This is a genomic window from Cupriavidus sp. GW821-FHT07C08, from assembly GCF_059419025.1.
On sequence record NZ_JBWKQZ010000026.1, the window covers coordinates 87,349 to 113,451 of the forward strand.

Annotated in this window: 21 protein-coding genes; 13 read left to right on the forward strand and 8 right to left on the reverse strand. The window is 63.1% G+C overall.

The genetic code is table 11. The annotated features are described in order from the left end of the window. The first annotated feature begins 673 nt into the window (after nucleotides 1-673). Genes AC07UK_RS27570 through AC07UK_RS27585 form a run of 4 tightly spaced genes read left to right on the forward strand, consistent with a single transcriptional unit; the run spans nucleotide 674 to nucleotide 5,054 of the window. Nucleotides 674-1,960: a c-type cytochrome gene (locus AC07UK_RS27570; RefSeq protein ID WP_494686934.1), complete on the forward strand. Its 1,287-nt coding sequence runs from the start codon at nucleotides 674-676 to the stop codon at nucleotides 1,958-1,960. Continuing rightward, a complete protein-coding gene (locus AC07UK_RS27575; RefSeq protein WP_211979591.1) occupies nucleotides 1,957-2,445 on the forward strand; it encodes a (2Fe-2S)-binding protein in 489 nt (162 codons plus the stop codon). The genes AC07UK_RS27570 and AC07UK_RS27575 overlap by 4 nt, the downstream gene beginning before the upstream one ends. Next, nucleotides 2,445-4,718 (forward strand): xanthine dehydrogenase family protein molybdopterin-binding subunit, encoded by a 2,274-nt coding sequence (locus AC07UK_RS27580; RefSeq protein ID WP_494686928.1) that lies wholly within the window; start codon nucleotides 2,445-2,447, stop codon nucleotides 4,716-4,718. The genes AC07UK_RS27575 and AC07UK_RS27580 overlap by 1 nt, the downstream gene beginning before the upstream one ends. A gap of 57 nt (nucleotides 4,719-4,775) precedes the next feature. After that, a complete protein-coding gene (locus AC07UK_RS27585) occupies nucleotides 4,776-5,054 on the forward strand; it encodes a hypothetical protein (RefSeq protein ID WP_436224309.1) in 279 nt (92 codons plus the stop codon). A 44-nt stretch (nucleotides 5,055-5,098) separates the two neighbouring features. Here the strand turns inward: AC07UK_RS27585 and AC07UK_RS27590 are convergent, their stop codons facing one another. Further along, nucleotides 5,099-6,217, reverse strand: coding sequence for a helix-turn-helix transcriptional regulator (locus AC07UK_RS27590; protein WP_436224308.1), 1,119 nt, complete (start codon nucleotides 6,215-6,217; stop codon nucleotides 5,099-5,101). Nucleotides 6,218-6,485: 268 nt separating this feature from the next. Between AC07UK_RS27590 and AC07UK_RS27595 the strand changes: the two genes are divergently transcribed. Then, on the forward strand, nucleotides 6,486-8,084 hold the full coding sequence (locus tag AC07UK_RS27595) for a hypothetical protein (protein ID WP_436224307.1): 1,599 nt from the start codon (nucleotides 6,486-6,488) through the stop codon (nucleotides 8,082-8,084). 80 nt (nucleotides 8,085-8,164) lie between these two features. On the opposite strand, the gene AC07UK_RS27600 is transcribed toward AC07UK_RS27595, so the two are convergent. Next, nucleotides 8,165-8,743, reverse strand: a complete 579-nt coding sequence (locus tag AC07UK_RS27600) for a DNA-binding response regulator (RefSeq protein ID WP_494693900.1) — start codon at nucleotides 8,741-8,743, stop codon at nucleotides 8,165-8,167. A gap of 281 nt (nucleotides 8,744-9,024) precedes the next feature. Between AC07UK_RS27600 and AC07UK_RS27605 the strand changes: the two genes are divergently transcribed. After that, nucleotides 9,025-9,432 carry a PPC domain-containing DNA-binding protein gene (locus tag AC07UK_RS27605; protein WP_436224305.1) on the forward strand — a complete coding sequence of 136 codons (408 nt, stop codon included), beginning with the start codon at nucleotides 9,025-9,027 and terminating at the stop codon, nucleotides 9,430-9,432. A 98-nt stretch (nucleotides 9,433-9,530) separates the two neighbouring features. On the opposite strand, the gene AC07UK_RS27610 is transcribed toward AC07UK_RS27605, so the two are convergent. Then, nucleotides 9,531-10,049 (reverse strand): DUF1697 domain-containing protein, encoded by a 519-nt coding sequence (locus tag AC07UK_RS27610; protein WP_436225340.1) that lies wholly within the window; start codon nucleotides 10,047-10,049, stop codon nucleotides 9,531-9,533. A 141-nt stretch (nucleotides 10,050-10,190) separates the two neighbouring features. Between AC07UK_RS27610 and AC07UK_RS27615 the strand changes: the two genes are divergently transcribed. Further along, nucleotides 10,191-10,709 carry a GFA family protein gene (locus AC07UK_RS27615; protein ID WP_436224304.1) on the forward strand — a complete coding sequence of 173 codons (519 nt, stop codon included), beginning with the start codon at nucleotides 10,191-10,193 and terminating at the stop codon, nucleotides 10,707-10,709. Between the two features lie 101 nt (nucleotides 10,710-10,810). Here the strand turns inward: AC07UK_RS27615 and AC07UK_RS27620 are convergent, their stop codons facing one another. The 5 genes from AC07UK_RS27620 to AC07UK_RS27640 form a co-directional block, all read right to left on the reverse strand. Further along, nucleotides 10,811-11,998, reverse strand: a complete 1,188-nt coding sequence (locus AC07UK_RS27620) for an adenylate/guanylate cyclase domain-containing protein (protein WP_436224303.1) — start codon at nucleotides 11,996-11,998, stop codon at nucleotides 10,811-10,813. Nucleotides 11,999-12,024: 26 nt separating this feature from the next. Beyond that, entirely contained in the window at nucleotides 12,025-13,617 is a 1,593-nt protein-coding gene (locus AC07UK_RS27625) for a hybrid sensor histidine kinase/response regulator (RefSeq protein ID WP_436224302.1), read from the reverse strand. Between the two features lie 172 nt (nucleotides 13,618-13,789). After that, nucleotides 13,790-15,106, reverse strand: coding sequence for a peptidoglycan DD-metalloendopeptidase family protein (locus AC07UK_RS27630; protein ID WP_436224301.1), 1,317 nt, complete (start codon nucleotides 15,104-15,106; stop codon nucleotides 13,790-13,792). 59 nt (nucleotides 15,107-15,165) lie between these two features. Next, entirely contained in the window at nucleotides 15,166-15,840 is a 675-nt protein-coding gene (locus AC07UK_RS27635; RefSeq protein WP_436224300.1) for a c-type cytochrome, read from the reverse strand. Continuing rightward, nucleotides 15,841-17,334, reverse strand: a complete 1,494-nt coding sequence (locus AC07UK_RS27640) for a flavin monoamine oxidase family protein (protein WP_436224299.1) — start codon at nucleotides 17,332-17,334, stop codon at nucleotides 15,841-15,843. 323 nt (nucleotides 17,335-17,657) lie between these two features. Between AC07UK_RS27640 and AC07UK_RS27645 the strand changes: the two genes are divergently transcribed. The 6 genes from AC07UK_RS27645 (at nucleotide 17,658) to AC07UK_RS27670 (ending at nucleotide 26,077) form a co-directional block, all read left to right on the forward strand. Beyond that, nucleotides 17,658-18,491 (forward strand): phytanoyl-CoA dioxygenase family protein, encoded by an 834-nt coding sequence (locus AC07UK_RS27645; RefSeq protein ID WP_436224298.1) that lies wholly within the window; start codon nucleotides 17,658-17,660, stop codon nucleotides 18,489-18,491. Nucleotides 18,492-18,508: 17 nt separating this feature from the next. After that, a complete protein-coding gene (locus tag AC07UK_RS27650) occupies nucleotides 18,509-18,925 on the forward strand; it encodes a RidA family protein (protein ID WP_436224297.1) in 417 nt (138 codons plus the stop codon). 427 nt (nucleotides 18,926-19,352) lie between these two features. Beyond that, nucleotides 19,353-20,717 carry a DUF1329 domain-containing protein gene (locus tag AC07UK_RS27655; RefSeq protein WP_436224296.1) on the forward strand — a complete coding sequence of 455 codons (1,365 nt, stop codon included), beginning with the start codon at nucleotides 19,353-19,355 and terminating at the stop codon, nucleotides 20,715-20,717. A gap of 30 nt (nucleotides 20,718-20,747) precedes the next feature. Continuing rightward, on the forward strand, nucleotides 20,748-22,694 hold the full coding sequence (locus tag AC07UK_RS27660; RefSeq protein ID WP_436224295.1) for a DUF1302 domain-containing protein: 1,947 nt from the start codon (nucleotides 20,748-20,750) through the stop codon (nucleotides 22,692-22,694). Then, on the forward strand, nucleotides 22,694-25,072 hold the full coding sequence (locus tag AC07UK_RS27665) for an efflux RND transporter permease subunit (RefSeq protein ID WP_436224294.1): 2,379 nt from the start codon (nucleotides 22,694-22,696) through the stop codon (nucleotides 25,070-25,072). Before AC07UK_RS27660 ends, AC07UK_RS27665 begins: the two co-directional genes overlap by 1 nt. Nucleotides 25,073-25,096: 24 nt before the next feature. Continuing rightward, nucleotides 25,097-26,077, forward strand: a complete 981-nt coding sequence (locus tag AC07UK_RS27670; RefSeq protein WP_436224293.1) for a WD40/YVTN/BNR-like repeat-containing protein — start codon at nucleotides 25,097-25,099, stop codon at nucleotides 26,075-26,077. Nucleotides 26,078-26,103: the final 26 nt, after the last annotated feature.

Consider the following 26,103-nt stretch of genomic DNA (forward strand, 5'->3'; position numbering starts at 1 on the left):
AGGCTCAGGCTAAGCTTCGATACTTCGACGGAACTCCCATTTCCGGCGGCCTCCGGACGCCGCCAAATCGAAACGCTTCCAGTACGTCCGGTTGCAGGACCAACCCGCCGCCCCGGCTTTCCAACTGCCCGGGAGAGCGCTCGAATACGGCCACTTCCCACCCGATCGCCTGTAGCACAGATGCAGTGAACAGTCCCCCAGCGAGCCGCCGATCACAATGGCCCGTTGACGCTTGTGCGAAGTCATAGCACGGACCTCACCGCGCCGGCACTGAAGCGAAAGCCGGCGCGTATGCGAGTCAAGCTCGCCAGCGCGCCTGGGGGCCATGGGCATATCAAATCGTCGGTCATGTCAAATCTCATCCAGAAAGTCGGCTGCCCCTGACAAGGGGAGTGTGGGGCAAGCATAGGCATGGGCATGACAGGTCGGAAGAGGGTGCCCGCGCAACCGAGCTTTGCGTGCCAAGCAATGCTTTGCAGCCGCGGTGCGCTACTAGAATGTCTGAAAGCTCGCTCGGGAGACGCGCCCAGGGTTGTGTTAAGCGAGGGGTGCCTGAGGCGCCCGTCCTCCCGTTGAGCGACAGCGCGCATCGCTGCTGGCCCATGGCGGGCACATCGTGGGTGCTGCCGGCAAATTGACATCGATTGAAGTGCTGATCTCCAATGGTGCAGCGATGAGAAAGAGGAATCTGCTAATAGCTGCACTGAGCGCCACGGTGGTGGCCTGCAGTGCTGCAGCAGTAATCATGTGGGAGCCGACCCTTGCCAGCGTGCCTGCACCGCCGGTCAGTTCATCGGACAGTCAGACGAGGATTTATGGCGCTCGGGTCGTCGCACTTGGTGATTGCTTCGTTTGCCATACCACCAAGGGCGGGAAACCGTTTGCTGGTGGCTTGCCACTGGAGACGCCCTTTGGCACGATCTATTCGACCAACATCACCCCTGACGCCGCCACGGGCATTGGCTCGTGGTCCCTGGAGGCATTTACGCGAGCGATGCGGCGTGGCATAGCCCGCGATGGTCATCAACTCTATCCGGCATTCCCATACCTTCACTTCACCAGGATGTCGGACGGTGACATTGCCGCAGCCTATGCCTACCTGATGAGCCTGGATCCGGTTGAAGCAAAAGCGCCGGACAATGATCTGATCTTTCCGCTTAACTTCCGGCCTTTGGTGGCCTTCTGGAACGTCCTGTTCCTGAAACCAGGGGAACAAAAGCCCGAGCCATCCGCGAGCGCAGAGTGGAACCGGGGGCGTATGCTGGTCGACGGCCCGGGACATTGCGCGGCGTGCCATTCGCCCCTCAATCTGATTGGTGGCGAGAAGTCCGGAAAGGCCTTCGGGGGAGGGCTGGTCGACGGCTGGGAGGCACCGGCGCTGGATGCGCTGGGCAGTGCGGTAGTCCCCTGGACCAAGGCGCAGCTCGTGACTTACCTTCGCACCGGGCGCGCCAGCGAGCATGGTGCCGCAGCGGGTCCAATGCTCCCGGTGACGCAGGAGCTTGCCGCTGTGCCCGTGAGCGATGTCGAAGCAATCGCGACCTACATCCTTTCTATTCAAAAGCCCGGCACTGTGGCCGCCATGCAGCCAGTCTCCAATGTGGGAAGGCCGCCGGAAGGCGATAGCGTGCGTCGCGGCGAAGCGCTCTTCAATGCTGCCTGCGCCGCCTGTCATGGCAACGGCGCACCGATGCAGGCGATTGGCGGACGTCCAGGGCTTACCTCCAGCACGGCCGTGAATGCGCGAAGCCCACGCAATGTCATTCAGATGATGATGAACGGCGTCCCTTGGCAAGGCGCAGGGTCAATCCATTTCATGCCCCTGTTCTCTGAGTCCTTGCGTGATGACCAGCTTGCTGATCTTGCGGGCTATCTGCGTGCCGCCTATTCCCGGGAGCCGGCATGGACGGAAGTCGCGAAAATGGTGTCCGAGATCAGAATGGAGAACAATTCGAGATGATTAATATCACCGTAAACGGGGTCCGACACGATCTCGACATCGATCCGTCCACGCCGCTGCTCTACGCCCTGCGTAATGAACTGCAACTCCATGGTGCGAAGTTCGGCTGTGGCCTTGGCCAATGCGGCGCATGCACTGTGATCGTGGGCGACCGTCCGGTCTTTTCGTGCCTGATGCCCGTTTCCGCCATTGGCAGCCGGCCGGTGCGAACCATTGAAAGCCTCGGCACCAAGGAGAAGCCCGGCCCGTTGCAAAAGGCCTTTATTGATCATCAGGCAGCGCAGTGCGGCTACTGTATCGCGGGCATGATCATGCGCGCACAGGCACTGCTCGAGCAGAACCCCAGGCCGACGGAAGCGGAGTTACGGGCGCATATGGAACCGAACCTTTGTCGTTGCGGCACGCATATGCGGATTCTGGCGGCGATCCGAGCCGCTGTGAACACGCAGGGGAAGGGGCGCCACGGCAAGGTGGGAGGCGCGTGATGAGTACCGACGACAGCGATTTCGACCAAAGTCGGCGGAGCTTCCTGATCTCGGGGTCGCTGGTTGTCGGCTTCAGTCTCCTGCCGGGCGCTAATTCCAGGGCTCAGAAAGTCATTGCCGACGAAGGCGCGGCGGTGTACGTATCCAGAGAACTGGAGACACTGGCCGGGAGCCTGAAGACCAATCCGTTCCTCGATGCGTGGATCAAGATCGCGCCGGACAACAAGGTGACCGTGTACACAGGAAAGGTCGAGCTTGGTACCGGGGTGCGCACGGCACTGCTTCAGGTTGCCGCGGAAGAGCTGAATATGGCGCCATCCTTGATCACCTTCCTGACGGCAGACACTGGCGCCTCCCCTGACGAGGGACTGACAGCTGGCAGCCATACGATGGCCGACAGCGGCAGCGCGCTGCTGAATGCCGCGGCCCAGGTGCGGGGATTGCTTGTCGAGGCTGCATCCAGGCGGCTTCGCGTGGACCGGGCCAGGTTGACCGTGGCGGATGCCAGGGTCAACGCCCCGGACGGACGCTCACTCACTTTCGGTGAACTCGTGCAGACCGTGAACCTGCACCGGAAGGCCACCAGGACATCGCCGCTAAAGGACCCTTCGACGTTTCGGGTGATAGGCACGTCCGTGCAACGACTGGATATCCCCGGCAAGGTCACCGGGGCTGCCAGTTACGTCCAGGATATGCAAATGGACAACATGATCCATGCCCGTGCCGTTCTGCCGCCTTCCTATGGATCCAGATTGCTCGGGATAAACGAAGACGAGGTAATGCGCCTGCCTGGTGTGCTCAAGATCGTCAGGGACGGCGATCTGCTGGCGGTGGTGGCAAAAGGCGAATGGCAGGCCGTGGAGGCGCAGCGGAAGCTGTCTGCGGGCAGCCGTTGGAGTCCCGGTCGGAAGCTTCCCGACCCTTCCACCGTGCATCAAGAGCTCAAGTCAATTGCAACCGAAAGTATAGAGGTCGCCAACACAAAGTCGCCATCTCCCCCGGCGGCAAAAACCCTTAGCCCCAGGTTTGCCAAGCGTTACCTGATGCATGGCTCGATCGGGCCGTCCTGCTCCATTGCGCGCTTCGAGAACGGTCGTATGACCGTATGGACGCACTCGCAAGGCGTCTATCCGTTGCGCGACGCGCTAGCCGAGATGCTTTCCATGCCGAAGGACAAAGTGCGCTGCATCCATGTGGAGGGATCGGGCTGCTATGGGCACAATGGCGCCGATGATGCGGCGGCGCATGCCGCGCTGCTCGCCCGCGAATTGCCCGGCAGGGCGGTGCGTCTCCAGTGGATGAGAGACCAGGAGCATATGTGGGACCACTTCACACCGGCGATGGTCAGTGAGTTAAGCGCATCGATTGACGCCAGTGGTGCGATCGTAAACTGGACGTATGCGCTTTGGAGCAGTTCCCACAACGAGCGTATCGTGAATGCCGGACGTCTGGTCCCGGCGCGGCTGCTTGCCAGGCCTTTTGTCTCGGCGCCTTCCGTGCCGATGCGTCAGCCGGAAGGGGGAGGGGACAGAAATGCGATACCCCTTTACAAGCTCCCGAACATTCAGGTAGTCAACAATTTCTCGCCGACCATGCCCCTCAACACGTCGGCGATGCGATCACTCGGGGCGCATACCAACGTGTTCGCCATTGAAGGCTTCATGGATGAGCTTGCCGCAGCGGCGCACATCGATCCGGTGGCATTTCGCCTGAAGCATCTCGACGACTCACGGGCGCAGGACGTCATTCGTCTCGCGGCAGCAAAGTTCGGATGGCCTCGCCCACCGCGCAAGCCTGGATACGGGGTTGGATTCGGCTTTGCGAAGTACAAGAATCTGATGGGCTATGTCGCGATTGCTGTCGAAGTCTACGTTGAGAAGGCCACCGGCCATGTGCGACTCGAGCGTGCGGAGGTGGCGGTCGATTGCGGCCAGATCGTCAATCCGGATGGCATCCGCAACCAGATCGAGGGCGGTATTATTCAGGCCGCCAGCTGGACGCTCTACGAAGAGCTGAAATACGATCAGGAAAAAATCAGAAGCTTTGACTGGAGCAGCTACCCGATCATGCGCTTCTCGGCCGTGCCCGCGAGCATTAACACGCATCTGATCGACCGGCCAGCTAGTCCGTTCCTGGGCGTCGCCGAGGCGGCAATGGGGCCGACCAGCGGTGCCATCGCCAATGCGATTTTTGATGCCACGGGCAAGCGGCTTCGCGAAATGCCACTGGCCGGAGAGAGTCTGCGCAGGTTAATTTTGGATTCAGACCAATGAATCAATGCGGCACGGCTACTCTCGCACCGGTTTGGCTCGAACGTTCCTGCCTGACGCATGAACTTCTACCTGTCAGCGCGCCACGGCGGTGCGGGTGCGCAGAACCTCTTCTTCCTGTCGTTGTTCTTCCTGTCCGCCAGCAGGTTATTCCTCTCGGTGGGCGCAGCCGGCCTGCGTATCGGAAACCTGATGTACTTTGCTATGGCAGCAATCGGGGTTCTGCTTGGCGCATCGCTTGGAAAGATAGGGCGGACGGCTTTTTCCAACGGATTGCGCAAGGGAGTCTCGGGCCCCCTTATTCTGGCGAGCGGCGTGTCGGTTCTTTTACATGGATGAAATAGGCACGCGCGGCGATGCGGGCGCCCCGGCATCAGGCCGCCCTAGCGATCACCCCCCGCCTGCGACAGCACCCACAGCATCGCCCCCACGGCTTCCGCCTGGGATCGCGTGTTTGTCTTGTCGAAAATCGCCCGCAACTGCGTACGCACGGTGGCGAGCGAGACCCTGGCGCTGGCGGCGTACTCGTCAGGGGTCTTGCCGCAAATCAACGCTTCAGCCACAGCCGCCTCGGCCGCTGACAGCCGGAAGGCCCCCTGCAACTGTCTTGCGGTTACCAGCGGCGCCGTGCCCCGCCGCCTGGCTGTAACCAGGAGGGTTGCATCGCCAAATGCCGTGCGCGTGTCCCGGCCGGGAACGCATGCGATGTTGAGGAATATTTCGGGGGCTGCCCCCGATGCGGCCCGCAACGCCAGGCTTTCGCCCTTGCGCATCTTTCCCACGCGCGCCATGGCCGCCTGCAGGCCGTCATTCTCGGCGGCTGTGGCCGCGGCCAGGCGCCCATGCTCCAGTTTCAAACAGGCGCTTGCGCGCAGCATCGCTTCGGCAGCCTGGTTGGCAAAGACCAGCCGAAATCGCCTGTCCAACGTGAACACCGCAAGGCCCAGCTGCTCCATCAGTTCATTGCCAAGCGCGGCGTCGCGATGCAGGATCCTGGCGTCCTGCCAGAGGTTGATGGAGCGCTGCAGGTGCCCGACCAGGCCCGCCGCCGCGGCGCGCTCTTCCAGTGTGTATGGCGGCCTGTCTTTCGCTCGCAGCAAGCCCAGCAGAATGTCATCACTGCCTGCGCGAGCCAGGCGTACGCCCTGCAGATAGCGCAACCCTGACGGAAGCTGGTAGTCCTGGAAAAACTCGCTGCGCGCAACGTCCTGCTCGGTAAGGCGGTCCTGGCAGCAGACAAATTCGCCTAGGGCCGCGGCTTCGACAAAGCTGCGCCGTGGATCCAATGCGCCGTAGTACTGATCGTAACTCTCGACGATGGCATCCCAGTCCCTGTCGGGCGTGTAGATGGACAGACGCGGGGCGTTGCGCAGTGCATCCCAGCTGAACATATGGAATACATTGGCGCCCAATGATTCGGCGACTGTCTGAAACACCTGCAGAAAGCCGTCCTCCCGGACTGCGGCCTCATAGAGGTCCCCGATGAGATGATCCCTTGGCAATTCCCCTTCTCCCCAAAGCTCTCTAATTCAGCGATTGCCTGATTGTCGCGACGCTGACGGTCTCTTACGGACCCGCCTAGCTTGCCCAAGCTGTCAGGGGATTTATGCCCCTCTCATTGGGGGTATCTGCAGATTTTCATCTGAATGAATGATGCGCGTCGATCTGCGTTCTTCGCAGAATCACCCCCCGGGTGGTTTCGATCGCCCACAGGGAACGGGTGAGGCAACGAGCTTGCATTCATTCATACGACAGGGGGAAATCAAAGCCATGAAAATCAGACTTCTAATATCCGCTATTGCAGCGGCAGCACTGACCGCGTGCGGAGGTGGGTCCTCGGACACCCAGTCGTCGGCGCCATCGACGCCGTCGACGCCTGGCACACCGGCCACCACCATCGCGGGAACGGCCGCCGTGGGTGCCGCGTTGCCCAATGCCACGGTCCAGGCCAAGTGCGCCAACGGCAGTGGTACCGCCACCACAGCCGCCGACGGGACGTTTACCATCAGCATTCCCGACGCCACGCGTCCGTGCGTGCTCAGCGTAACGACGCCCGACGGCACGATCCTTCACTCCGTCGTGGAAGCTGGAACCGGCACCACTGCCGCCGCAAATATCACGCCTCTCACCGAACTGATCACTGCGTCGATCGCCGGTGGCAGCACCCAGGATTTCTTCAACAGCTTTGACGCTCAGGCACAGGCGAAGCTGACCACGGACGGTGTATCCACTGCGGTGGAGTCCGTCAAACTGATCCTTTCCGGGACGGTCGATCTCGCTGGCGTGGACCCGCTCAAGGGCACGCTGGTCGCCGCGCATGGCGACACGCCGGGCAATGCGCTTGACCAGAAGCTCGATACGCTCGGCGCCGCGCTCGAGTCGTCGCAAACCTCCCTTTCCCAGCTGTCTGCTGCAGTCGCGTCCAATAGCGGCTCGGCAGCCGGCGTGCAAACCATTCTCCAGCCCGCGTCAGCAACCTGCGCGACGTTCCGCAGCGGCAAGTACCAGAAGATTGGCCTCACCGCCAACAGCGTGCAGCGGTTCACAATCGATGCGGTCAAGCTGACGCAGACGAACGATACGACCGGGGCGGTCGAACAATTCCAGGCGAACGACACGCAGGCCTGCCGCTTCGGCAACACCGACGCCAGGCTGCTGGTCTCCAAGTCCGGTATCGGCCTTGAGCGCCGCAACGGCCCATCCAGCCTGGTGATTCCTGACCAGACCATTCCGCTGAGCGAAGTCACCGGAGACTGGATCGCCATGGGCTTCGAACGGCCCGAGGGCGGTGGCACGCTCGCGCCGGGGCTGATCAAGTTCACCGTGGCCAGCACTGGAAAGTTCGCCAGCGGTGCCGACTGCGGGTTGAGCGGCTGCTCGCCCTGGCCTGCGGAAGACCTACCCGTGGTATCGGTCAACGCGGATGGCGGATTCAATGTCACGGATTCGACAGGAACGGCTCGAGCGTTCGCCTTCAAGGGCGTCGAAGGCGGCGTCGCGGTTGTGATCGTGCACCAGGGCGGCTTCATGATCGCAAAGCGGCCGACGCCGCGTGGTCTGCCAGCCGTGGGAGCTGTCAACGCCTATTGGGATGCTGTGATCAATATCAACGGGGGGACCGATATCTCGGAGTATTCGAACACGGTGACGTCCGTCGACACGGCAGCAAATACCTATACTCGTGAACGTAACGACGGTCGCGTCGATCTTTGGCATAACAACGTGCCGTCGGATGGCCTGCGTTATCGCCCTGCCGCACCAAATGCTGCCGAGGTTATCGGCATGAATGTGGCAAACACCGGCCTGAGCGTGGCGATCAGCGTGAATCCGGCCAATAAGTTCTACGATATTTCGGTTGACCGGCCGTAAGGCGACTTGCCAGCAGTTCGGCCTGGCCCCACGTAACCCGTGGGGCCTTTTTATTTCTCCGGAGCCTTGACAATGACGGCTTACGCGAGCACGTGGAACCGGCGTTGGAAGGCTACGGACCCGGCGTCCTGCCCGGGCGGGGCTTCCGCAGAGGGCGGAAGATCCAGCAGCGCGCGCACGTCCCGTTCGACCGTTGCGAGCGAAGCGGACCTGGACAGGGCGCGGGCAAACCGGCCGTCGAGGCCTGGCGGCAGACGCAGCCACATATTGTCCGAGACCAGCAGCAGGCGCCTTGGCTTTAGCACCAGGCTGGCCAGGCGCAGCAGGTGCCAGCCGTCGGCAAGATCCGGCGGCATGCCGAACACAAGCAATGCCGGAGCCGCCAGGCGCGCCTTGCGTGCCGCCAGGGCGTCCGTCTCCACGAGTTCCACCCGGCCAATGCCCGGCATTTCGCCGAGCAGGCGCATGACTCCGTGCCGGAACACCGGCATGTCGTCGATCACCACGGCATGTGCCTCGCGGCTGCGCCCCAGGACTTGCTCCCAGGCGGCCGCTCCACGGTTCGTCCAGCTCATCCTTGCCTCCTCCGGTTTGCCGGCGTTGGCTTCGTGGCCAGCGCCTTGCATCGGAACCAGCAAGGGCAATGCCAGCTCTGGCAAGGCCGCCTCGTGCCATCGCGCGCAAGCGCGGTAGCCAGGCCCGCTGCGGGTTTCCGGGAGGCTGGCGCAGACCTGCCGGCCTTTGCGGGCGACTGGCAGCCGCGGGGGAAGCGTTACGTGTAACGTAACGTGTTACGCGACCGACCCCGGCCGGAAGTTGGCGGCTGTCGAAACCCTCGTGCCGCGCTGAGCACGACGCCAATGAGCGAAAGCTGGTGCTCAATTGCGATCGGTCTCAATTCGCCTTAACCTGTCACGGAGCCCCAACCTGGAACCGTGCGATGCAAGCCCATCCCTTACGCCTCGCTCCCGGCGACGATCTGCGTGTCGCCCTTGAAGACGTGCTGAGTCAGCTCAAGCTGCATGCGGCCTTCGTCATCCAGGGCATCGGGAGCCTCAGCGTTGCCCAATTGCGATTTGCCGGGGCCGAAAGCCCTACCGAACTGCGTGGCAATCTGGAAATCCTGACGCTCGCCGGATCCCTGTCACCGGATGGAGCGCACCTGCATATGTCGGTTGCGGACTCGCGCGGGCGAGTGTTCGGTGGTCATGTGGCACGCGGTTGCACGGTCCGTACAACCGCGGAGATATTGCTGGCGCTGCTTCCCGAACATCGTTTTGCCCGGGAGTACGACCAGAGCTCAGGGTTCATGGAACTGGTGGTACGGACTGAACAGCCCATGGAGTAGCCTCGAAACAACACCCGGGCAGCGTAGATGAATGAGGTCGTTCGACCCGTTTCAGCCAGTCGGTGCCAGTGCTCGGGCGACCGCCTTACGCATGAAGCCTATGCCCTGGCACACTTGATGACCGTGTCGAGCGTGCGAGTGGTGATGTCCTTTCCGAACGAGCGTTCGAGCAGGCGCATGAACACCGGGCCTTTCTTCGGGTCCGGCACGTAGGCGCTGAAGACCTCCGTGGCACTGGCCTTGACGATGCTTGCGCCGTCGCGCTCGATGGGCAGCTTCACGTCTGGCGGCACTGGGCTGCGGAGAAAGGTGACAACCCGCTTGGCCGAAGGCGCAAGGCTAAGCTCGGCGAAAGGGTTCGAGTCGATGAGGTCCTGGAGATAGCGGGCCGGCCGGACGAAGGTGTCGAAGCTGCGGCCCAGTTCAGACTGCATCGCCTTCTCGGCGCGTCGCTCCAGGCTGGCCAGTGACGACGATCGCGCGTCGAACACGACATTGCCGCTGGAGAGCAAGGTTTTCACTTCGGAGAAGCCCGCGGCCTCGAAGCAGCGCTTGAGTTCGGGCATCCGGGCGTTCATCGGGCTGACGCCGCGAAGAAAGGCAACGTATCGGGACATGGCTATCTCGTCATCGCTGGCGAGCCGCCACACGGCTTGCTGTCAAGGGTACATGCAGGGATACGGTAATGGCTGTCAATAATACCAATTATTATGCGAATCCCGATGTCCGAATAAACCTCTAGTGGAGGAATAAGGAAAGTGACAAAAAGCAAGATTTTCCCCGCAGAAGGTGGTTGTGCTTGCCAAGCCGTCCGATATCGCATTGAAACAGCGCCTCTGTTTGTACACTGCTGCCACTGCCGCTGGTGCCAGAGAGAGACCGGGGCATCATTTGCCCTCAATGCAATGATTGAAGCAGACCGAGTCTCGCTCTTGTCTGGAGAGCCGGAGGTTGTCGACACCCCATCGGCAAGTGGCCAGGGGCAAAAGATTGCCAGATGTCCCAAGTGCCATGTGGCCGTGTGGAGCAGCTACGCAGGTTCGGGGCCGATACTGCGCTTTATGCGTGTTGGCACTCTAGACAATCCAGACTTGCTTCCCCCGGATATTCATATCTACACATCATCGAAGCAACCTTGGGTCATCATCCCAGATACCGTGCCATCTGTTACCGAGTACTACGATCGTGAGCAGTACTGGTCAGCGGAGAGTCTGGAGCGGCGCCTGGCGATACTCCCAAAGATTGAGGCTTATCAAGCCGAGCGTCAGCGGGCGTGAGCTTGCTTCACCAAGCGTCCGATCCCCCTTATCGGGGGCCGCGCGAGCGACGATCAGATGGTGGAAGGACGCAGCCAGTCGACGGTACAGCCGGCATGGGCTTATCCGGCAGCGTCAGTGTCTCTTCCTGCCACAAGCCATGTATGTAGCTCACCGATGCCCTTGACATCGATTGCTCCTCGCGCTTCCAACACAAATGGCTTCCCCAGCATTTGCCGGGTGGCTTCCGTGACCTGCACACAGCCAGCTATACCGTGGGACTCCATCCGGCTCGCAATGTTGACCGTTTCGCCCCACAGGTCATAGATGAATTTTCGCCTGCCGATCACGCCGGCGATGACCGCGCCGCTGTGAATGCCAACCCGCAACTGCAGGCCGTAGCCGCTTCGCGCATTGAACCGACTCAGGGACTCCATCATGTCCAGCGCCATATGCGCGGCCCGGACTGCGTGGTCTGCCGCGGGGACGGGCAGGCCGGCAGCGGCCATGTATGCGTCACCGATCGTCTTGATTTTCTCGAGCCCACGGTTGTCGGCGATATTGTCAAAGTCAGCAAATATTTCGTTGAGTACCGCCACCAGTCTCTCGGGGCTCAGGCCGGGAGAAAATCGGGTGAACTGCACGAGGTCGGCAAACAGCACCGAGACCGTCTCGAACCTGTCGGCGATGACTTCCGGCGGGGTGGCGTCGATGAGATCGGAACGCAGCTTCAATCGCTCGGCGATGGGAGACGGCAGCACATTGAGGAGCAGCCGCTCGGTGACCCTTTGCTCGCTAACAAGCTTCTCGTAAATGCGCCTGAGTTCATCGCTCTGGCGAACGATTGTCTCCCGGCTCGCTTCCAGTTCGTGCACCTTGCGCTCGAGCTCCTTGCCGTACTGCAAGGACTCACTGTGCAGCAGGCGCACCTCCAGCATGTTCCGCACCCGCATCAGTACCTCGCCGAGATCGAATGGCTTGCTGACAAAGTCCTTCGCGCCAGCCTGCAGTGCGCGCAGTTTGTGATCGGGTTGGGCGGTGACAACGATCACCGGAAGGTAGCTGTCCGGCTGGACGACCTTGAGGTTCGCCATGACCTCGAACCCGTCCATGCCAGGCATCTGGAGATCCAGCACGATCAGGTCATAGTGGTTCTTGCCGTGAAGCTCGGAAACCATGCGCGGATCGGTGGTTGATTCGACGCTGGTATATCCGGCCGCGTGCAGCATCCTTTCGAGCAGCAGGACATTGGCCTCCAGATCGTCAACGACCAGGATTCTTGCAGCCAGGATGTCCGATGGGTGGATCATGGCAAGCCAGTTCGCGGGACTCGGTGCTAGCCCTGCGCAATCAATCCTCGCGGCTGTTCCAGTGCGGCGTTCAGTGCATCCATGAATTCATGGATCCTGATGGGCTTGGTCAGGTACCGGAAGAATCCTGCCTTCATGCCCCGCTCGATGTCGCGTGGCATGGCATTGGCACTGAGCGCGATGACCGGAATATGCATTGTCATCGGGTCTTCGCGCAGGCGTCCCAGTGCTTCGATGCCATTGATGTCCGGTAGATGGATATCCATCACGATCGCATCGGGCAGGGAAGTGCGCGCGAGCTCGACTCCGAGAATCCCGGTGGCCGCGGACAGCAAATGCACGTCTGCCCGGCGGGCGAGGAGTTGCTCCAGGAGCTTAAGGTTGGCGGGGTTGTCTTCCACATACAGCAAGGTGTGCATCGTGGACGGGGCTTCGATTGGCGACCGGACAGGTGCGGCGGCCTCCGCGCTCTCGCCAGCCATTGCGGGAGGCGCGGCAGCAGGCAGTTCGACCCGGAACACGCTGCCCACGCCAGGCGTGCTTTCGGCGCTGATGGTGCCTCCCATCAACTCGGCCAGCCGCTTGGCCACCACGAGTCCGATGCCGGTGCCTTCCACGGGGCCTGCCTCATGCCCCAGGCGGTTGAACGGCTGGAATAGCTGGGCCAGCCGTTCCGGTGTCAGCCCTGCTCCGGTGTCGCGCACGCTGAAGCCTACGCGATGTCCCGTCGTCGTCACCTGCACATCGACTGAGCCCTGGTCCCGGTTGTACTTGATGGCATTGGAGAGCAAGTTGAGGAGGATTTGCTTCAGGCGGGTCCTGTCGGCACGTACGAAGCAGGGTGGTTCGACTGCGGGAAACCGCATGCGGACCGTGCGTTTCAGTGCTTGCTGCTCAAGCATTGCCTGGCACTCGTGCAAGGTGTCGATGACCGATACCGGCTCAGGGGACAGCGATGCCTGACCAGCTTCTATCCTGGCCAGGTCAAGGACTTCGTTGATGAGTTCCAGCAAATGCCAGCCCGCTTTCAGGATATGGTCGATGCTGGCCTGCTGCGACGCAGTCGGAGGCGGAGACTCGGAGGCCATCAGTTGCGCAAAGCCGAGGATGGCGTTCAGCGGATTGCGCAACTCATGGCTCATGCTTGACAGGAACTCCGACTTCGCATGGTTGGCGATCTCGGCAGAGGCCTGGGCCTGCTTCAGCGCTTCGATGTCGGTGCTGGATGCAAGCCACTTTACGATGTTGCCGTCAGCGTCCTTCAAAGGTGACCCGCGTTCGAGGTGCCATCGGTAGGCGCCATCGGATGCCCGTTTCAGGCGATATTCAATTTCGTACTCGCAGCCTCTCGCCACCGCGTCCGCCCAGTGGGCGATATTGCGCGCGAAGTCCTCGGGGTGGATGGCCGATTTCCAGGCGCCAGACCGGGTTTGCTCGAGACTGAGGCCGGTATAGCTCGTCCACCGTCGGTTGCAGTAATCGATCCGGCCATTCGAGTCGCCGGTCATGACCATGTGAGGGATGCCGTCGGCGAGCAGCCTGAAGTGCGGCTCGCCCTGCTTGAAGTCGAGGGCGGAAGGACGATCCTTTCCCGATCCGTCATGAGGCTGCCTGCGCATGATTTGCCCCCGCAGTCGGCGGTCTGGCGCCTGCGCGCAAGAGGCGATGGCAGGCCGGCCGGAATCCGCGTCATGAAGGAAAGCATACTCGCAGCCACTGCCGGTGCAAACCGGCATGCGCGGGGAAGTCCCCGATCAACTCGCGAGTCGACAGTGCGCCACTTGGGGCGGCTCAGCCGAGGCTGGATGCCACTTCAATGCCGCGCAGAACATGGATACGGCTCAACATGTCGCTGGCCTGGCTCAGGAAGCCCTGGCGTGCGCGTCCGGACAGCGTGACGGGTTTCATCAGCATGACGCTCAGCGGGTTCTGCGGCACGTCGTTGAAGCGAAGCTCGTAGTGCAGATGCGGTCCGGTTGCCCAGCCGGTCTGTCCGACATACGCGATCAGTTGCCCCTGCGTGATGCGCTGGCCGGGCTGGATACCAGCGAAGCCCGACAGGTGCGCATAGTACGTCGAGTAGCCGTCAGGATGCTTGAGGATGACGATATTGCCGTAGCCCGTCTGCTGGCCGACAAAGTCAACAGTCCCGTCCGCTGTGGCGAAGACCCGGGTTCCTGTCGGGGCGGCAAAGTCGACACCCTTGTGCTGGATCCATTGGTGGTGCACCGGATGGTTGCGCCAGCCGAAGCCCGACGACAAGCGCGAGAACTCGACCGGCGAGCGGAGAAACGGGCGCGCCATGCCCCGTCCGTCGAAGGTGTAGTAGACACCGGAGTTGCTGCCATCTGCGCCGTCATACCACAGGGCCTGGTAGAGCTGGGCGCGGTTGACGAGTTCGACGGCCACGACGCGACCGTTGCGCACCAGCGCACCGTCACGGAAGCCCGCCTCATAGACAATGCGAAAGCGATCGCCCTGGACGATGTCGTGCTGGAAATCGACCACGCCCGAGAAGATCGAAATCATCTGCCGGACGATGTCGTCGGGCACATTCGCTGCGTCCATCGTCCTGAAGAACCCGCTCGCCGTGATAGTGCCGGAACGCATCTCGTAACGCAGTTCGTTCCTGACCGCCTGCAAGTTCGCGTTAAAGGCGGGCTTCTGGAAGCCGCCGGATCGCCGGATCAGCAGTTCGCGCGAGGCAGTGGTATTGCCGGCAACAGGGGCGCGCAGCGAGACTAGCAGCTTGTCCTGGTCGACCTCGGCCCGGACGACCTGGTCCGGCTGGAGGTTGAAAAGGGTGCGCGCCGCAGGATCCCTGGAAATGAACTGCTGTGCGTCGGGATCTTCCACGCCGAGCCGTCTGAGCAACGTGGCGATCGTGTCGCCGCGTCGCATGGGCTCCTCGTGGACGTAAGTTGCACCGGCATCCGCCAGCTTTTCGAGCTGGTCGCGCACGTCGGGCAGTTGCAGGGCTTCCAGCCGGCGTGGCGCACCAGGGTCATGGTAGGCGCTGCGCGGCGCCACGCCCATGGCTGCCGCCATGCAAAGCATGAGGACAGCCGCCACGCCGGCTGTCAGCCAGGACGGTGTGTATCCGTGCATTCCCCGTCTCCTGTCTGACCCGCGCATCTTGCCGACTACCCTTGCTGCGCCGTCGGGCCCTATCGGGCGCCGATCTCCCGGCGCTCAGGCGACATCCTGGCCAGGTAGCGGGCCACTGCCGGGATGTCTTCGTTCGACAAGGCGGCGGCAATGCTGTCCATTGCGCCGGACGCGTCATGGCGCTTGCCGCTCTTGAACGCGGCGAGCTGTTGCCCAAGGTAGCTCTCTCCCTGGCCGGCGAGGCGTGGTGCCAGGTCCTTTCCGGTCAACCCTTCGGCATGGCAGGCCTGGCAACTGCGCGCCTGGACCACAGCCTTGCCGCGCGCCTCGAGCGCGGCGCTGGCCGTGACATCCGGGCTACCCGTGGGCGCCTGCTTTGCGTAATAGGCTGCCAGCAACCCGATCTGCTCATCAGTCAGGTTCCTGGCGAGCGGCCCCATGGTCGGGCTGTCGCGCTGCCCGCTGGCGAAGGCGCGCAACTGCGCCTCGATAAAAGCCGCCGGCTGGCCGGCCAGGGCAGGGTACTCCGCATTGCGGGACTTACCGCGCGGGCCATGGCAGGTGAAGCAGGTCTCCGGGAATTGCGGCCAGGGTCCACCATCGGTCTGGCTGGCCAGGGCCTGGTTTTCGAGTGCCGTTCCGAACCGGTGATAGTCCACGAGATCGGGAACGATGAAGGCGGCCGCAGCCACCACGGCCGCAGCCACCACGAGAACAGGGCGCTTGTATTTCATTCATGCCTCCCGAACCGGGTATGCCAGGGCGCCAAGCGCCTGCAGGGCGGCGCGGTGACCGGAACGCACGGCACCATCCATGGCGCCGGCCCAGATGTCGGCCGTCTCGGTGCCAGACCAGATCAGCCGCCCTGTCGGCGGATGCAGGTACTGGCCCAGCTTCGTCCAGAAGCCCGCCGGCATCGGGTTGATGCAACTCATCGACCACGTATCGACCTTGCCCCAGTCGAGGTCGTGGTACTGCGTCGGCTTCAACGCCTTGTCCCCGAACGCCTGGGCATAGATAGCCGAGAGGATGCGTTCGGCAGCCTTGGGGTCGGCGGGCAGGAAGCCAGGTTTGACGAATGCGCTGATCACGCCGACCGAGCCGTCTGGCGGCGTGTTGTCGATCGACCAGATCAGCGGACCGTCCAGCGGCACAACCTGCCCGTTGAATCCCTTGTCGCGCCAGAAGGGCCGTGCATAGACATGCGCCGTCTTGCGCATGGGCGCGTGCGCGGGCCAGAGCCGATGCAATTGCGCCCGTCCCGCGGGCAGCGGTGGATCGAACACGACCTGCTGGCATAGCGCTGGGTTGAGCGCGGCGATCACGTGGCGCGCCCGCACCACGCCCTGGTCGGTGTGCAGCTCGACAATCTCGCGATTCCAGCCAACGATCTTGCGTACCGGGCAGGACAGCCGGACCTTGTCGCCAAGTTCCCGTGCCATTTGGATGCTGAGGATCTGCGAGCCGCCGACGAAGCGCGTCTCCTGGGCGCCGCCCTTGATCTTCTCAAGCGTGTCGTAGTCACAGTTCGCGCTGTTGATCACCGACAGGTAGTGCAACAGCCCCAGCTGCGCCGGTTGCGCGCCGAGCGACAGGGTTGCGGCCATGCTGAAGGAGAATCTTTCCTCGTTGCTCAGGTCTTGCCGCGCCAGCCAGTCGCCAAGCGACAGCTTGTCTAGTTCCGCCGCGTTTGCCGCTGTCCAGGGTGCGCCGCTGGGTACGCGGCGCGCCAGCTCGCTGAGTCTGGCGGCGACCTTTCCCTGAGCACCGACGCCGCCCTGGAGATCCTGCGTCACGCGGACATCGCCAGCCAGGAACACGGTCTTGCCCTGGTAATAGGTACCGAAGGTGTCGACGCCGAGCTCGCGCGCCAGGTCGGCAATGGCGGTCTGGCCGGGCCCGATCCACTGCCCGCCGGCTTCCGAGACCACGCCGTTGCCCAGGTCATGGTTGTAGGTGCGGCCGCCGACACGGCTGCGTGCCTCAAGGACGACGAAGGTGTCACATCCGCCGCGTTTCAGGTCACGTGCGGCGGTCAGGCCCGCCAGCCCGGCACCGATGATCGCGACATCGAGCACGTCGCGCCCCGCAGATGCGGCGTCGGCGCCCTTCGCCCGCGGCGCTGCACTCGCTGTGCGTGATGTGCCTGCCAGAAGCGTTGCAGCGCTTGCTACCGCAGCCACGCCGAGGAGCCGGCGTCGGGGCAGTGCGACTGCGTCGCGGTTCATGATGTTCGCCGGTACGGCATCGGCGCCTGTCGCATCTTCACGTGTGTTCGCGTGCTTGGACATTGTTAGGACAAAAGTTAAATGATTGATATGCTTGCGCAGAATATAGGTCAACAACACAAACAAGTCAAAATGATGAACGCGGTGGCCGACTCGATCCGGGCATGGGCAAGACAAGGCAGAAGAATAGGGAATACCCTCCCTTTTACTTTCGACTTATCTTTGTCATCATGACCTAACGTTGGTATGTAGTTCTACAAACGAAGCGACCGGAAGCGCACGCGGCCGGGCGCCGGGCCTAATGAAGAATCAGGAGAGCATCCATGGATGAATCCAAGCGCAGAGCCTTTGAAGAGGACGGTGCCGTCCTCATCGAAGGCTGTCTCAACGCGGAACAGTTAGCCATGTGCAGGCAGGTCTTTGACTGGGGCATCGAGAACCCGGGGCCCAACGCCCATAGCCTGTTTGACGGCTCCGTGCAACGGTCACACGTCGATAACGCCAATCCTTTCGCAAAAGGAAGGCTGGATGAGCTGGTCGCCTCGCTCCCATTCGGCCAGCTGTTCGCCGACCTCTGGGGCTCCAAACATGTCTGGTACTTCGCGGAGGAGTTGTTTCTCAAGCAGGGCGGCCGGGCCGGGCGTTCGCCCTGGCACCAGGACACCTCCTACCTGCCGTGGGCGGGTAAGCACTTCGCCAACGCCTGGATCAGCTTCGAAGCCGTCCCCAAGCACAATGCGCTGGAGATCGTCAGGGGCTCGCACCTCGGTACGCGCCACGACGGCAGCACCTTCCGGAACGCAGACGACCCGACCGAGCCATTGCACGGCGGTGGGGTCTGGCCGCGGCTGCCGGATATCGAGGCCGAACGCCGCACCGATCCCAATGCGTACGACATCCTCTCCTGGGCAACGCAGCCCGGCGATGTTCTGCTGCTGCACCCGGGTTCGCTGCACGGCGGGGGCGCTGTCGACGCCGATTTCCCGGACCGCCATACGCTGGTCTTGCGCTTCTTCGGCGACGACGCGGTCTTCAGTCCCTTGCCGGACCACAGCGATTCGGGTTTCACGCCGGCGGGTGTGCTGTACGTCGAGGAGCTGGCATCGCTGAAGGCAGGGGATCCCTTCCGTGCGCCATGCTTCCGCCAACTCATTTGATAAACGATACCGACATCATGACAACCATGACGATGAAACGGCAGCCGATCATTCCGCCCGGCACCCAGCCGCTCTACGACGCCTACCATTTCGCCCCCGCAACCCGCGTGGGCGACACCATCTGGGTGTCGGGCCAGGTAGGGCTAGACGCCGCGATGAAGCCCGGCGAGGGCATGGAGGCACAGGCACGGCTGGCCTTTGCATCCCTGAAAGCGGTCCTCGAAGCGGCAGGCGCAAGCCTGGAGGATGTTGTCGAGCTGACGACCTATCACACCAACCTACGGCAGGAAATCGAGGCCTTCACGAAGGTCAAGGACGAATACCTGCCGAGCCGCTATCCGTCGTGGACTGCGGTGGGGGTGACAGAGCTGGCGCTTGCCGAGTTGTGCATCGAGATTCAGGCGGTGGCGGTAACTGGCAGCGGCGGCGCCTGAGCCTGGTTGTCCAGCGCTCGCCTCGAGCGCAGTCGAAGTCCGTGGATCACGATTTCCAGAGCTGGGCAGGCGGGCCTGTACTGCCGGGACGGTCAACACCTGTGCCCCGGCCGTGCAGCCCTGAGGACCTGTGTATCTCCAGCACAGCCTCGGGCGGCATGGGGCATCGCCGGATCACTACGGCGGTCCGAATGAAAGCGTTGGCTTGCGGCTTCCGATGCCACACCAGCAGCCGTGCCTCGTGCCAGGTTCGCCGCTGCGCAAGGTACCGGGCGCGTTTGCGAGCATCGCATCCGAACGCGCAGGGAATACCCTAGCTCTTTTTTTCTTTTGTTCTTTGTCATTGTTACCTAATTTAGGTAACGTGTTCTACAAACGAATGACGCGAAGCGAAGCACTTCGTTGCCATGCCAGACAGGAGACTCAGATGAGATACAAGACGTTGTTCCTCAGCGTGACCCTTGCGTTCGGCGGAGCGGCCTATGCCGCGACCTCCGAGCAGGATGTGGGCCGGCTCGGCAAGGACCTCACTCCGGTGGGTGCCGAACGGGCCGGTAACAAGGATGGGTCGATTCCGGAGTGGACCGGCGGCGACATGAAGGCACCGGGTGGCTGGAAGCCTGGTACGGCGCGCCCCGACCCGTACGCGAATGACAAGCGCGTACTTTCGATCGACGCGTCCAACGTCGACAAGTACAAGGACAAGCTTGCCCCCGGACAGATCGAAATGGTGAAGACGATCCCGGACTATCGGATGGACGTCTATCCGACGCACCGTTCCTGCGGCTTCCCCGACTTCTTCTACGAGCGGACGAAGAAGAACGCGACGACGGCGAAGCTTGGCGCCAACGGCCAGGACCTCGCCGAGGCGATCGGCGCCGCCGTGCCGTTCCCGATTCCGCAGAACGGCGCCGAAGCCATGTGGAACCACAAGCTGCACTGGAAGGGAGAGGGCTTCCAGATGAGCTATGCGGGCTACATCCCGCCGAAGGGCACCGACAGCATCGGCGAGCCGCTCGGCCAGCAGGAATGGCAGATGTCGCCGATGTGGTCGCCGTCGAACAAGGGCATCGGCGACGCCCGCGGCATCGAGAGCCTGTACCTCAACACCTTTACCAGCCCGCCGTCGATCGCGGGGGATGCCACCCTGACGCAGTACAAGTTCTCCGAGGCCAACGACGTCTGGCTGTACTTCGCGAGCCAGCGCCGCGTGCGTCGCGCGCCGACTTACCAGTACGACGCCCCGCAGCTCAACACCGAGAACCTGCTGACCGTCGACCAGTACATGCAGTTCAACGGCCCCCTCGACCGCTACGACTGGAAGCTGGCCGGCAAGAAGGAGATGTACGTGCCCTACAACACGTACCGGGTCAACTCTTCGGCGAACAAGGTCGACGAAGTCGTCAAGCCGAAGTTCCTCAGCCGCGACCTGACGCGCTATGAGCTGCACCGGATGTGGGTGGTGGAGGCCACGCTCAAGCAAGGCATGCGGCATACCTTCCCCAAGCGCGTGTTCTACATCGACGAGGACACGTGGACGATCCTGGTGGAGGACATGTACGACGCGCAGGGCAAGGTCTGGCGCACCACCGAGATGGGTCCCTACATGGCCTGGGAAGTGCCGGCCTGCGTCTGGGCGGCCAATACCAGCTATGACCACCAGACCCGCCGCGCCGTGCTCGACCGCGTCGTCGCCGGCCACAAGGAACCTGACTGGCTCGCCGCAAGGGAAGGGCGCCTGAAGGAGAAGACCTTCGAGCCGGACGGCCTGCGCCGGTTCACCACACGATAAGCCAAGAAAGAGAACCACGGGGAGACAGGCATGAAACTGCGTAATGTTGCGGCAGCGGCGGCGCAAGCCGCCGCGGGGATGCGAATGGAACGGAAACTGGCCCGCTCGGTGATCGTAGGCCTGCTGGCGACCGCGGATGCCGGCTCGGCTTACGCTGCACAGTGGACGCTGGACAACGGCTGGGCGGTGGCCTTCGACTCGACGGTCTCGTTTGGCGCGGCGATGCGAACGTCGAAGACGAACTGCAGCTTTGTCGGCAACGACAACGGCGGCTGCGTCGGCGACGCGCCTACGCCGCTGCAGAAAAGCAACCCGTCTGTCTTCTCGTCGAACCTGGACACGCTGCGCCTGAATCAGGACGACGGCAACCTGAACTACAAGCGCTGGCAGCCGGTCTCGGCCAATGCGCAGTGGACCAGCGACCTCTATGTCAAGGGCACCGACGGCTGGAGCGGGCTGGTGCGCGGCGTCGTCAACTATGACTTTGCGACTGCCCACACCAGACGAACCGATCTCGACTCGGAGGCGCGGAACTTCGCCACCAGCGACCCGCGCCTGCTCGACGCCTACATCACCAAGGAATTCGACGTCGGCGACCAGCAGGCGCGTGTCCGGGTCGGCAACCAGGTGCTGAACTGGGGTGAAAATCTCTACATCCCGGGCGGTATCAACGCGATCAACGCGATCTACCTGCCGTCCGCGCACCAGCCGGGAACGCCGCTTAAAAATCTGTTCATCCCCGCGCCCATGGTCTCTGCGAGCACTTCACTCGGCAAGGACCTCGGCCTGGAGGCCTTCTACCAGTGGAAGTGGAACAGCTTCAAGTTCGACGCGCCCGGGACCTTCTTTTCGACCAGCGACTTCCTCGGCAAGGGCGGACGAGGCTTCTATATCCCGACTTCAGCCGTCAATGGCGCGCTGGCTGCGTCCGGGCTGGCCCCGCTTCCAAACGGCACGATCGGCGACACGGGGACCCGGATCGTCGGCATCAATCCCGCGACCGGGATGCCCTACAACCGCCGCCTGAGCACCGGGGAGCTGGCGAACCCCAATACCAATCCGGTTGGGCCCCTGGTCGGAACCGGCACCTTCATCCCGCGCGGCCCGGACAACAACCCGAGCAACAACGGGCAAGGGGGGATGGCGATGCGCTACAAGTTCCCCGACAGCGGCAACGAACTCGGCCTCTATTACTACCACTACAGCGAGAAGGTGCCGTTCGTGAGCTACCAGGTGGTCAACACGACGAGCAACCCGTTCGGCTGGCAGGCGTCGCTCGACTACGGCAAGAACCGCGACCTGTTCGGCCTCTCGTACAACTTCCAGGTTGGCGAATGGGCGATCGGCACCGAACTGTCGTACCGTCCGCGGGACAGCGTCGCCATCGATCCGACCACGGTCATCGACCCGGGCAACCCCTACTACTGCAACGCGCTGGCCGATTTTGCGGTCAAGCCGGTCGGAAGCAGTTGCCGCGGGGCGATCGACACGCAGCACTATCAGCTCCACCTGACCGGCATCCACATCATGTCGCCTTCGGGCTCGTTCGGCTGGCTGCTGCGCGCGCTGGGCGCGACCGAGGGCACGATCACGGCGGAAGGTGCACTGGCGTACTACCCGAAGCTCAAGCTCAACGCCGGCATTCCGTATGCGGTCACCGCCGACTACACGCTGCCCACCAAGTTGTCGGCGGGGATGGTGCTGGCAGCCTCGGTGACCTATCCCAACATCTTCGGCACGCGGGCGTCGCTGTCACCGGACATCGCCGTCATGCAAGGCATCGGAGGCTATTCGGCCACGGCGCTGCCTGGCTTCATCCGGGGCGCGGGCGCCGCGGTGATCGGCGCGACCCTCGACTTCAAGACGAAGCCGGAGACAAAGATGCGCCTCGACTACACGCACAACTGGGGCGGTAGCGGCAGCAACCTGCTGCGCGACCGCGATTTTGTCTCCCTCAGCATGACCACGTCCTTCTGATGCTTTCACGCCTGATAACCCGTCTGGAAGCGGCCCTGTTCGGGCACCGCCTTCCTTTCCTGCTCGCACTGGCAGGATTCACCGCCTTGATGGGCGTGCTCGGCGCGAAGCTGCACCTCGAAGCCGGCTTCGAGAAGCAGCTGCCGCAAGGCCACGAGTACATCAAGACCTTCGAGCAGTTCCGTGACAAGCTCTTCGGCGCCAACCGGCTGACCATTGCCGTGCATGCCCGCAAGGGCGATGTCTGGAATGCGGCGACACTTACCCAGGTCCTCAAGGTGACGGAGGCCGTCACCTATCTTCCGGGCGTGGATCGGACCAGCGTGACGTCGCTGTGGACACCGAATGTCTTCTTCACCGAGATCACCGAGGACGGCTTCCGGGCAGAGGCGGTGGCCGGCGGGGATATCGTGCCGGAAAAGCTCTCCGCCGATGTCATCGACAAGATGCGCCAGCGCACCATGGCCGGCGGCCATGTCGGGACGCTGGTCGCACGCGACCAGTCCAGCGCCCTGATCACCGCCGAACTGGCCGACGTCGATCCCCGCACGGGCAAGAAGCTCGACTATATCCAGTTCAACCGCTTGCTCGAGGAGCAGATCCGGCGCCCGTTCGAGAACGACCAGGTCGAGATCGAGATCATCGGCTTCGCCAAGCAGATCGGCGACATTGCCGACCGCGGAGCGGATGTGACGCGCTTCTTCGGCATCGCCTTCCTGCTCACCGGGCTGGCGGTCTACTGGTACTGCCGGTCGGTGCGCCTGACCCTGCTGCCGCTCGGCTGCTCGCTTGTGTCCCTGGTCTGGCAGTTCGGCACGCTGCGCCTGCTGGGCTATGGGCTTGACCCGCTCGCCATCCTGGTGCCGTTCCTGGTGTTCGCGATCGGTGTCTCACACGGTATCCAGCAGATCAACTTTATCGTCCGCGAGGTCGCCCAAGGCACCGACTCCGCCATTGCCGCCCGGCGCAGCTTCACCGGCCTGCTGATTCCCGGATCGCTGGCGCTGATCACCGCGCTGGTGAGCTTCGTCACGCTTATTCTCATTCCGATCCCGATGATCCGCGAACTGGCGATCACTGCGGCCATCGGCGTGGGCTACAAGATCGTCACCAACCTGATGATGCTGCCGGTGGCGGCGTCGTACTTCCGGTTCACGCCGGAGTTCGCGAAACGGGCGCTGGCGCGGCGCGAGCGTCATAGCGGGTGGCTGGGCGCGGTGGCCCGGATCGCCCAGCCGCGGAACGCACTGATCGTGACCATCGCCGGCGCAGTGGTTTTCGGCCTTGCGTTCTGGCAGAGCCAGGGCAGGCACGTGGGCAGTCTCCAGGCCGGGGCGCCGGAATTGCGCGCGGATTCCCGCTACAACCTGGACGTTGCCGCGATCGTCAACCGCTTCGACGTCGGCCTGGACTGGCTCACCGTGGTGTTCGAGGCCACGCCCGATCGCCATGGCGAGGTTTGCTCCCGCGCCGACGAGTTCCTGTTCGTCGACGACTTCGCCTGGCGCATGGGCAGCGTGCCCGGGGTGGTGTCCACCGATTCGCTGGCAGCGCAGCTCAAGCTCTACAACGCCGGCATGAACGAGGGCAGCCCGAAGATGGCCACCGTGACGCGAGACCCGCGCGGGCTTGGCTCGCAGTTCCAGGGCGTGAACAACCGCATCGCCGGGCTTTCGTCGAGCGACTGCCGAGTACAAGGCGTCAACCTTTATCTGCCTGATCATCGCGCCACGACGATCAAGACCGTGGTGGCGGCGGTCAGGCAGTTCCGCGAGTCCAACCGGCTCGATGGCGTCAAGGTCAGGCTGGCAAGCGGCAATGCAGGTGTCCAGGCGGCCACGAATGAGGTGCTGGAGGCCAGCGAGCTGCCAATGATGCTCTACGTCTACGCCGCAATCCTCGTTCTGGTCTTCCTCGTGTATCGGGACTGGCGGGCGATGGTTGCGTGCTGCCTGCCGCTGACCGTGGCCACGTGGATTGGCTACTGGTTCATGAAGGAGCTTGAGATCGGCCTGACCGTGGCGACGCTGCCGGTGATGGTGCTCGCGGTTGGCATCGGCGTGGACTACGCCTTCTACATCTACAACCGCCTGCAGGTACAACTGGCAAACGGGCTCGCGTTCACCGACGCGCTTGCAGTCGCGCTGAAGGAGACAGGGCTGGCGACCGTATTCACGGCCATTACGCTCTCGGTCGGTGTGGCGACCTGGATGTTCTCGAGCCTCAAGTTCCAGGCCGACATGGGCGCTCTGCTGACCTTTATGTTCCTCGTCAACATGGTCATGGCCATCACCCTCCTGCCCGCGTTCGCGGCGGTGCTGGAGAAGTTCTTCCCCCGGCGCGGCGCGGTGCGCATGCCGGAAATCCTGAAGCATTGAGACGCAAGAAGGCGTCAATCTCCCATGAACCTGCACCGATTCCTACCTGTTGTCGCGATCGCCTTGGGCGTGGTGTGCCCGTCGCGTGCGGCGGAGACCGCTGCCGCGGCACCGTGGCCGACCCTGGAGCCCGCCCGACAGGTCTCCAATGCGGTCGCCGCACCGCTGCTGGCGTCTGCGCGTGCCGGCAAGCGTGTGGTGGCCGTCGGCGACCACGGCGTCATCCTCCTTTCCGATGACGGCATCAAGTTCCGGCAAGCAAGGATGGTCCCGGTCCGCTCGCTGCTGACTTCCGTTCAGTTCATCGATGCGCGGCGCGGCTATGCGGCCGGGCACGATGGCGTTGTGCTCGGCACGCAGGATGGCGGCGAGACGTGGATGCTCTTGCGCGCCGAGCGGGGTGCAGAGCAGCCGGTCCTTTCGCTCCACTTCGACAGTCTGGAGCACGGCATCGCCGTAGGGCTGTACGGCTGGGCAATCGAAACCCGCGATGCCGGCCGGACCTGGTCCGAGATCAAGGTGGAAACGGGCGAGAACGCCGACCGCCACCTGCTGCATATGTTCGGATCCGGCCGCGGCTCGCTCTTCATCACTGGCGAAGGCGGAACCATCTTCCGCTCTGCCGACAGGGGCAAGTCGTGGCAGGCGTTGACCACCGGCGACAACGGCTCGCTGTGGTACGGGCGTTCACTCCCCGACGGCTCCCTTCTGGTCTGCGGCATGCGCGGACACCTGTACCGCAGCAGCGACGACGGTATGACGTGGCAACGCGTGGACTCGCATACCACCCAATCGTTGACCGGGATCGCGGAGCTTGCTGACGGCCGCGTCGTCGTCGTCGGCATGGCCGGGACCGTGCTCGACAGCAAGGACGGCGGCAAGACGTTCTCGGTCACGCAGCGCGCAGGGCAGGAGTCCCTGACTGCAGTGCTCGCGGACGGTTCGCGGCCGCTGCTGATGTCAATGGCGGGTCCGTTGCGGGACGACGGTCCGGCCAGGCGATAGGCACCCACAAGCATTTTCCAGTCGCC

Excerpts from the sequence above, each read along its gene's own strand:
- AC07UK_RS27570 (WP_494686934.1), top strand. The coding sequence starts at position 674 with ATGAGAAAGAGGAATCTGCTAATAGCTGCACTGAGCGCCACGGTGGTG.
- AC07UK_RS27575 (WP_211979591.1), top strand. The coding sequence starts at position 1,957 with ATGATTAATATCACCGTAAACGGGGTCCGACACGATCTCGACATCGAT.
- AC07UK_RS27580 (WP_494686928.1), top strand. The coding sequence starts at position 2,445 with ATGAGTACCGACGACAGCGATTTCGACCAAAGTCGGCGGAGCTTCCTG.
- AC07UK_RS27585 (WP_436224309.1), top strand. The coding sequence starts at position 4,776 with ATGAACTTCTACCTGTCAGCGCGCCACGGCGGTGCGGGTGCGCAGAAC.
- AC07UK_RS27595 (WP_436224307.1), top strand. The coding sequence starts at position 6,486 with ATGAAAATCAGACTTCTAATATCCGCTATTGCAGCGGCAGCACTGACC.
- AC07UK_RS27605 (WP_436224305.1), top strand. The coding sequence starts at position 9,025 with ATGCAAGCCCATCCCTTACGCCTCGCTCCCGGCGACGATCTGCGTGTC.
- AC07UK_RS27610 (WP_436225340.1), bottom strand. The coding sequence starts at position 10,049 with ATGTCCCGATACGTTGCCTTTCTTCGCGGCGTCAGCCCGATGAACGCC.
- AC07UK_RS27620 (WP_436224303.1), bottom strand. The coding sequence starts at position 11,998 with ATGATCCACCCATCGGACATCCTGGCTGCAAGAATCCTGGTCGTTGAC.
- AC07UK_RS27625 (WP_436224302.1), bottom strand. The coding sequence starts at position 13,617 with ATGCGCAGGCAGCCTCATGACGGATCGGGAAAGGATCGTCCTTCCGCC.
- AC07UK_RS27630 (WP_436224301.1), bottom strand. The coding sequence starts at position 15,106 with ATGCACGGATACACACCGTCCTGGCTGACAGCCGGCGTGGCGGCTGTC.
- AC07UK_RS27635 (WP_436224300.1), bottom strand. The coding sequence starts at position 15,840 with ATGAAATACAAGCGCCCTGTTCTCGTGGTGGCTGCGGCCGTGGTGGCT.
- AC07UK_RS27640 (WP_436224299.1), bottom strand. The coding sequence starts at position 17,334 with ATGAACCGCGACGCAGTCGCACTGCCCCGACGCCGGCTCCTCGGCGTG.
- AC07UK_RS27645 (WP_436224298.1), top strand. The coding sequence starts at position 17,658 with ATGGATGAATCCAAGCGCAGAGCCTTTGAAGAGGACGGTGCCGTCCTC.
- AC07UK_RS27650 (WP_436224297.1), top strand. The coding sequence starts at position 18,509 with ATGACAACCATGACGATGAAACGGCAGCCGATCATTCCGCCCGGCACC.
- AC07UK_RS27655 (WP_436224296.1), top strand. The coding sequence starts at position 19,353 with ATGAGATACAAGACGTTGTTCCTCAGCGTGACCCTTGCGTTCGGCGGA.
- AC07UK_RS27660 (WP_436224295.1), top strand. The coding sequence starts at position 20,748 with ATGAAACTGCGTAATGTTGCGGCAGCGGCGGCGCAAGCCGCCGCGGGG.
- AC07UK_RS27665 (WP_436224294.1), top strand. The coding sequence starts at position 22,694 with ATGCTTTCACGCCTGATAACCCGTCTGGAAGCGGCCCTGTTCGGGCAC.
- AC07UK_RS27670 (WP_436224293.1), top strand. The coding sequence starts at position 25,097 with ATGAACCTGCACCGATTCCTACCTGTTGTCGCGATCGCCTTGGGCGTG.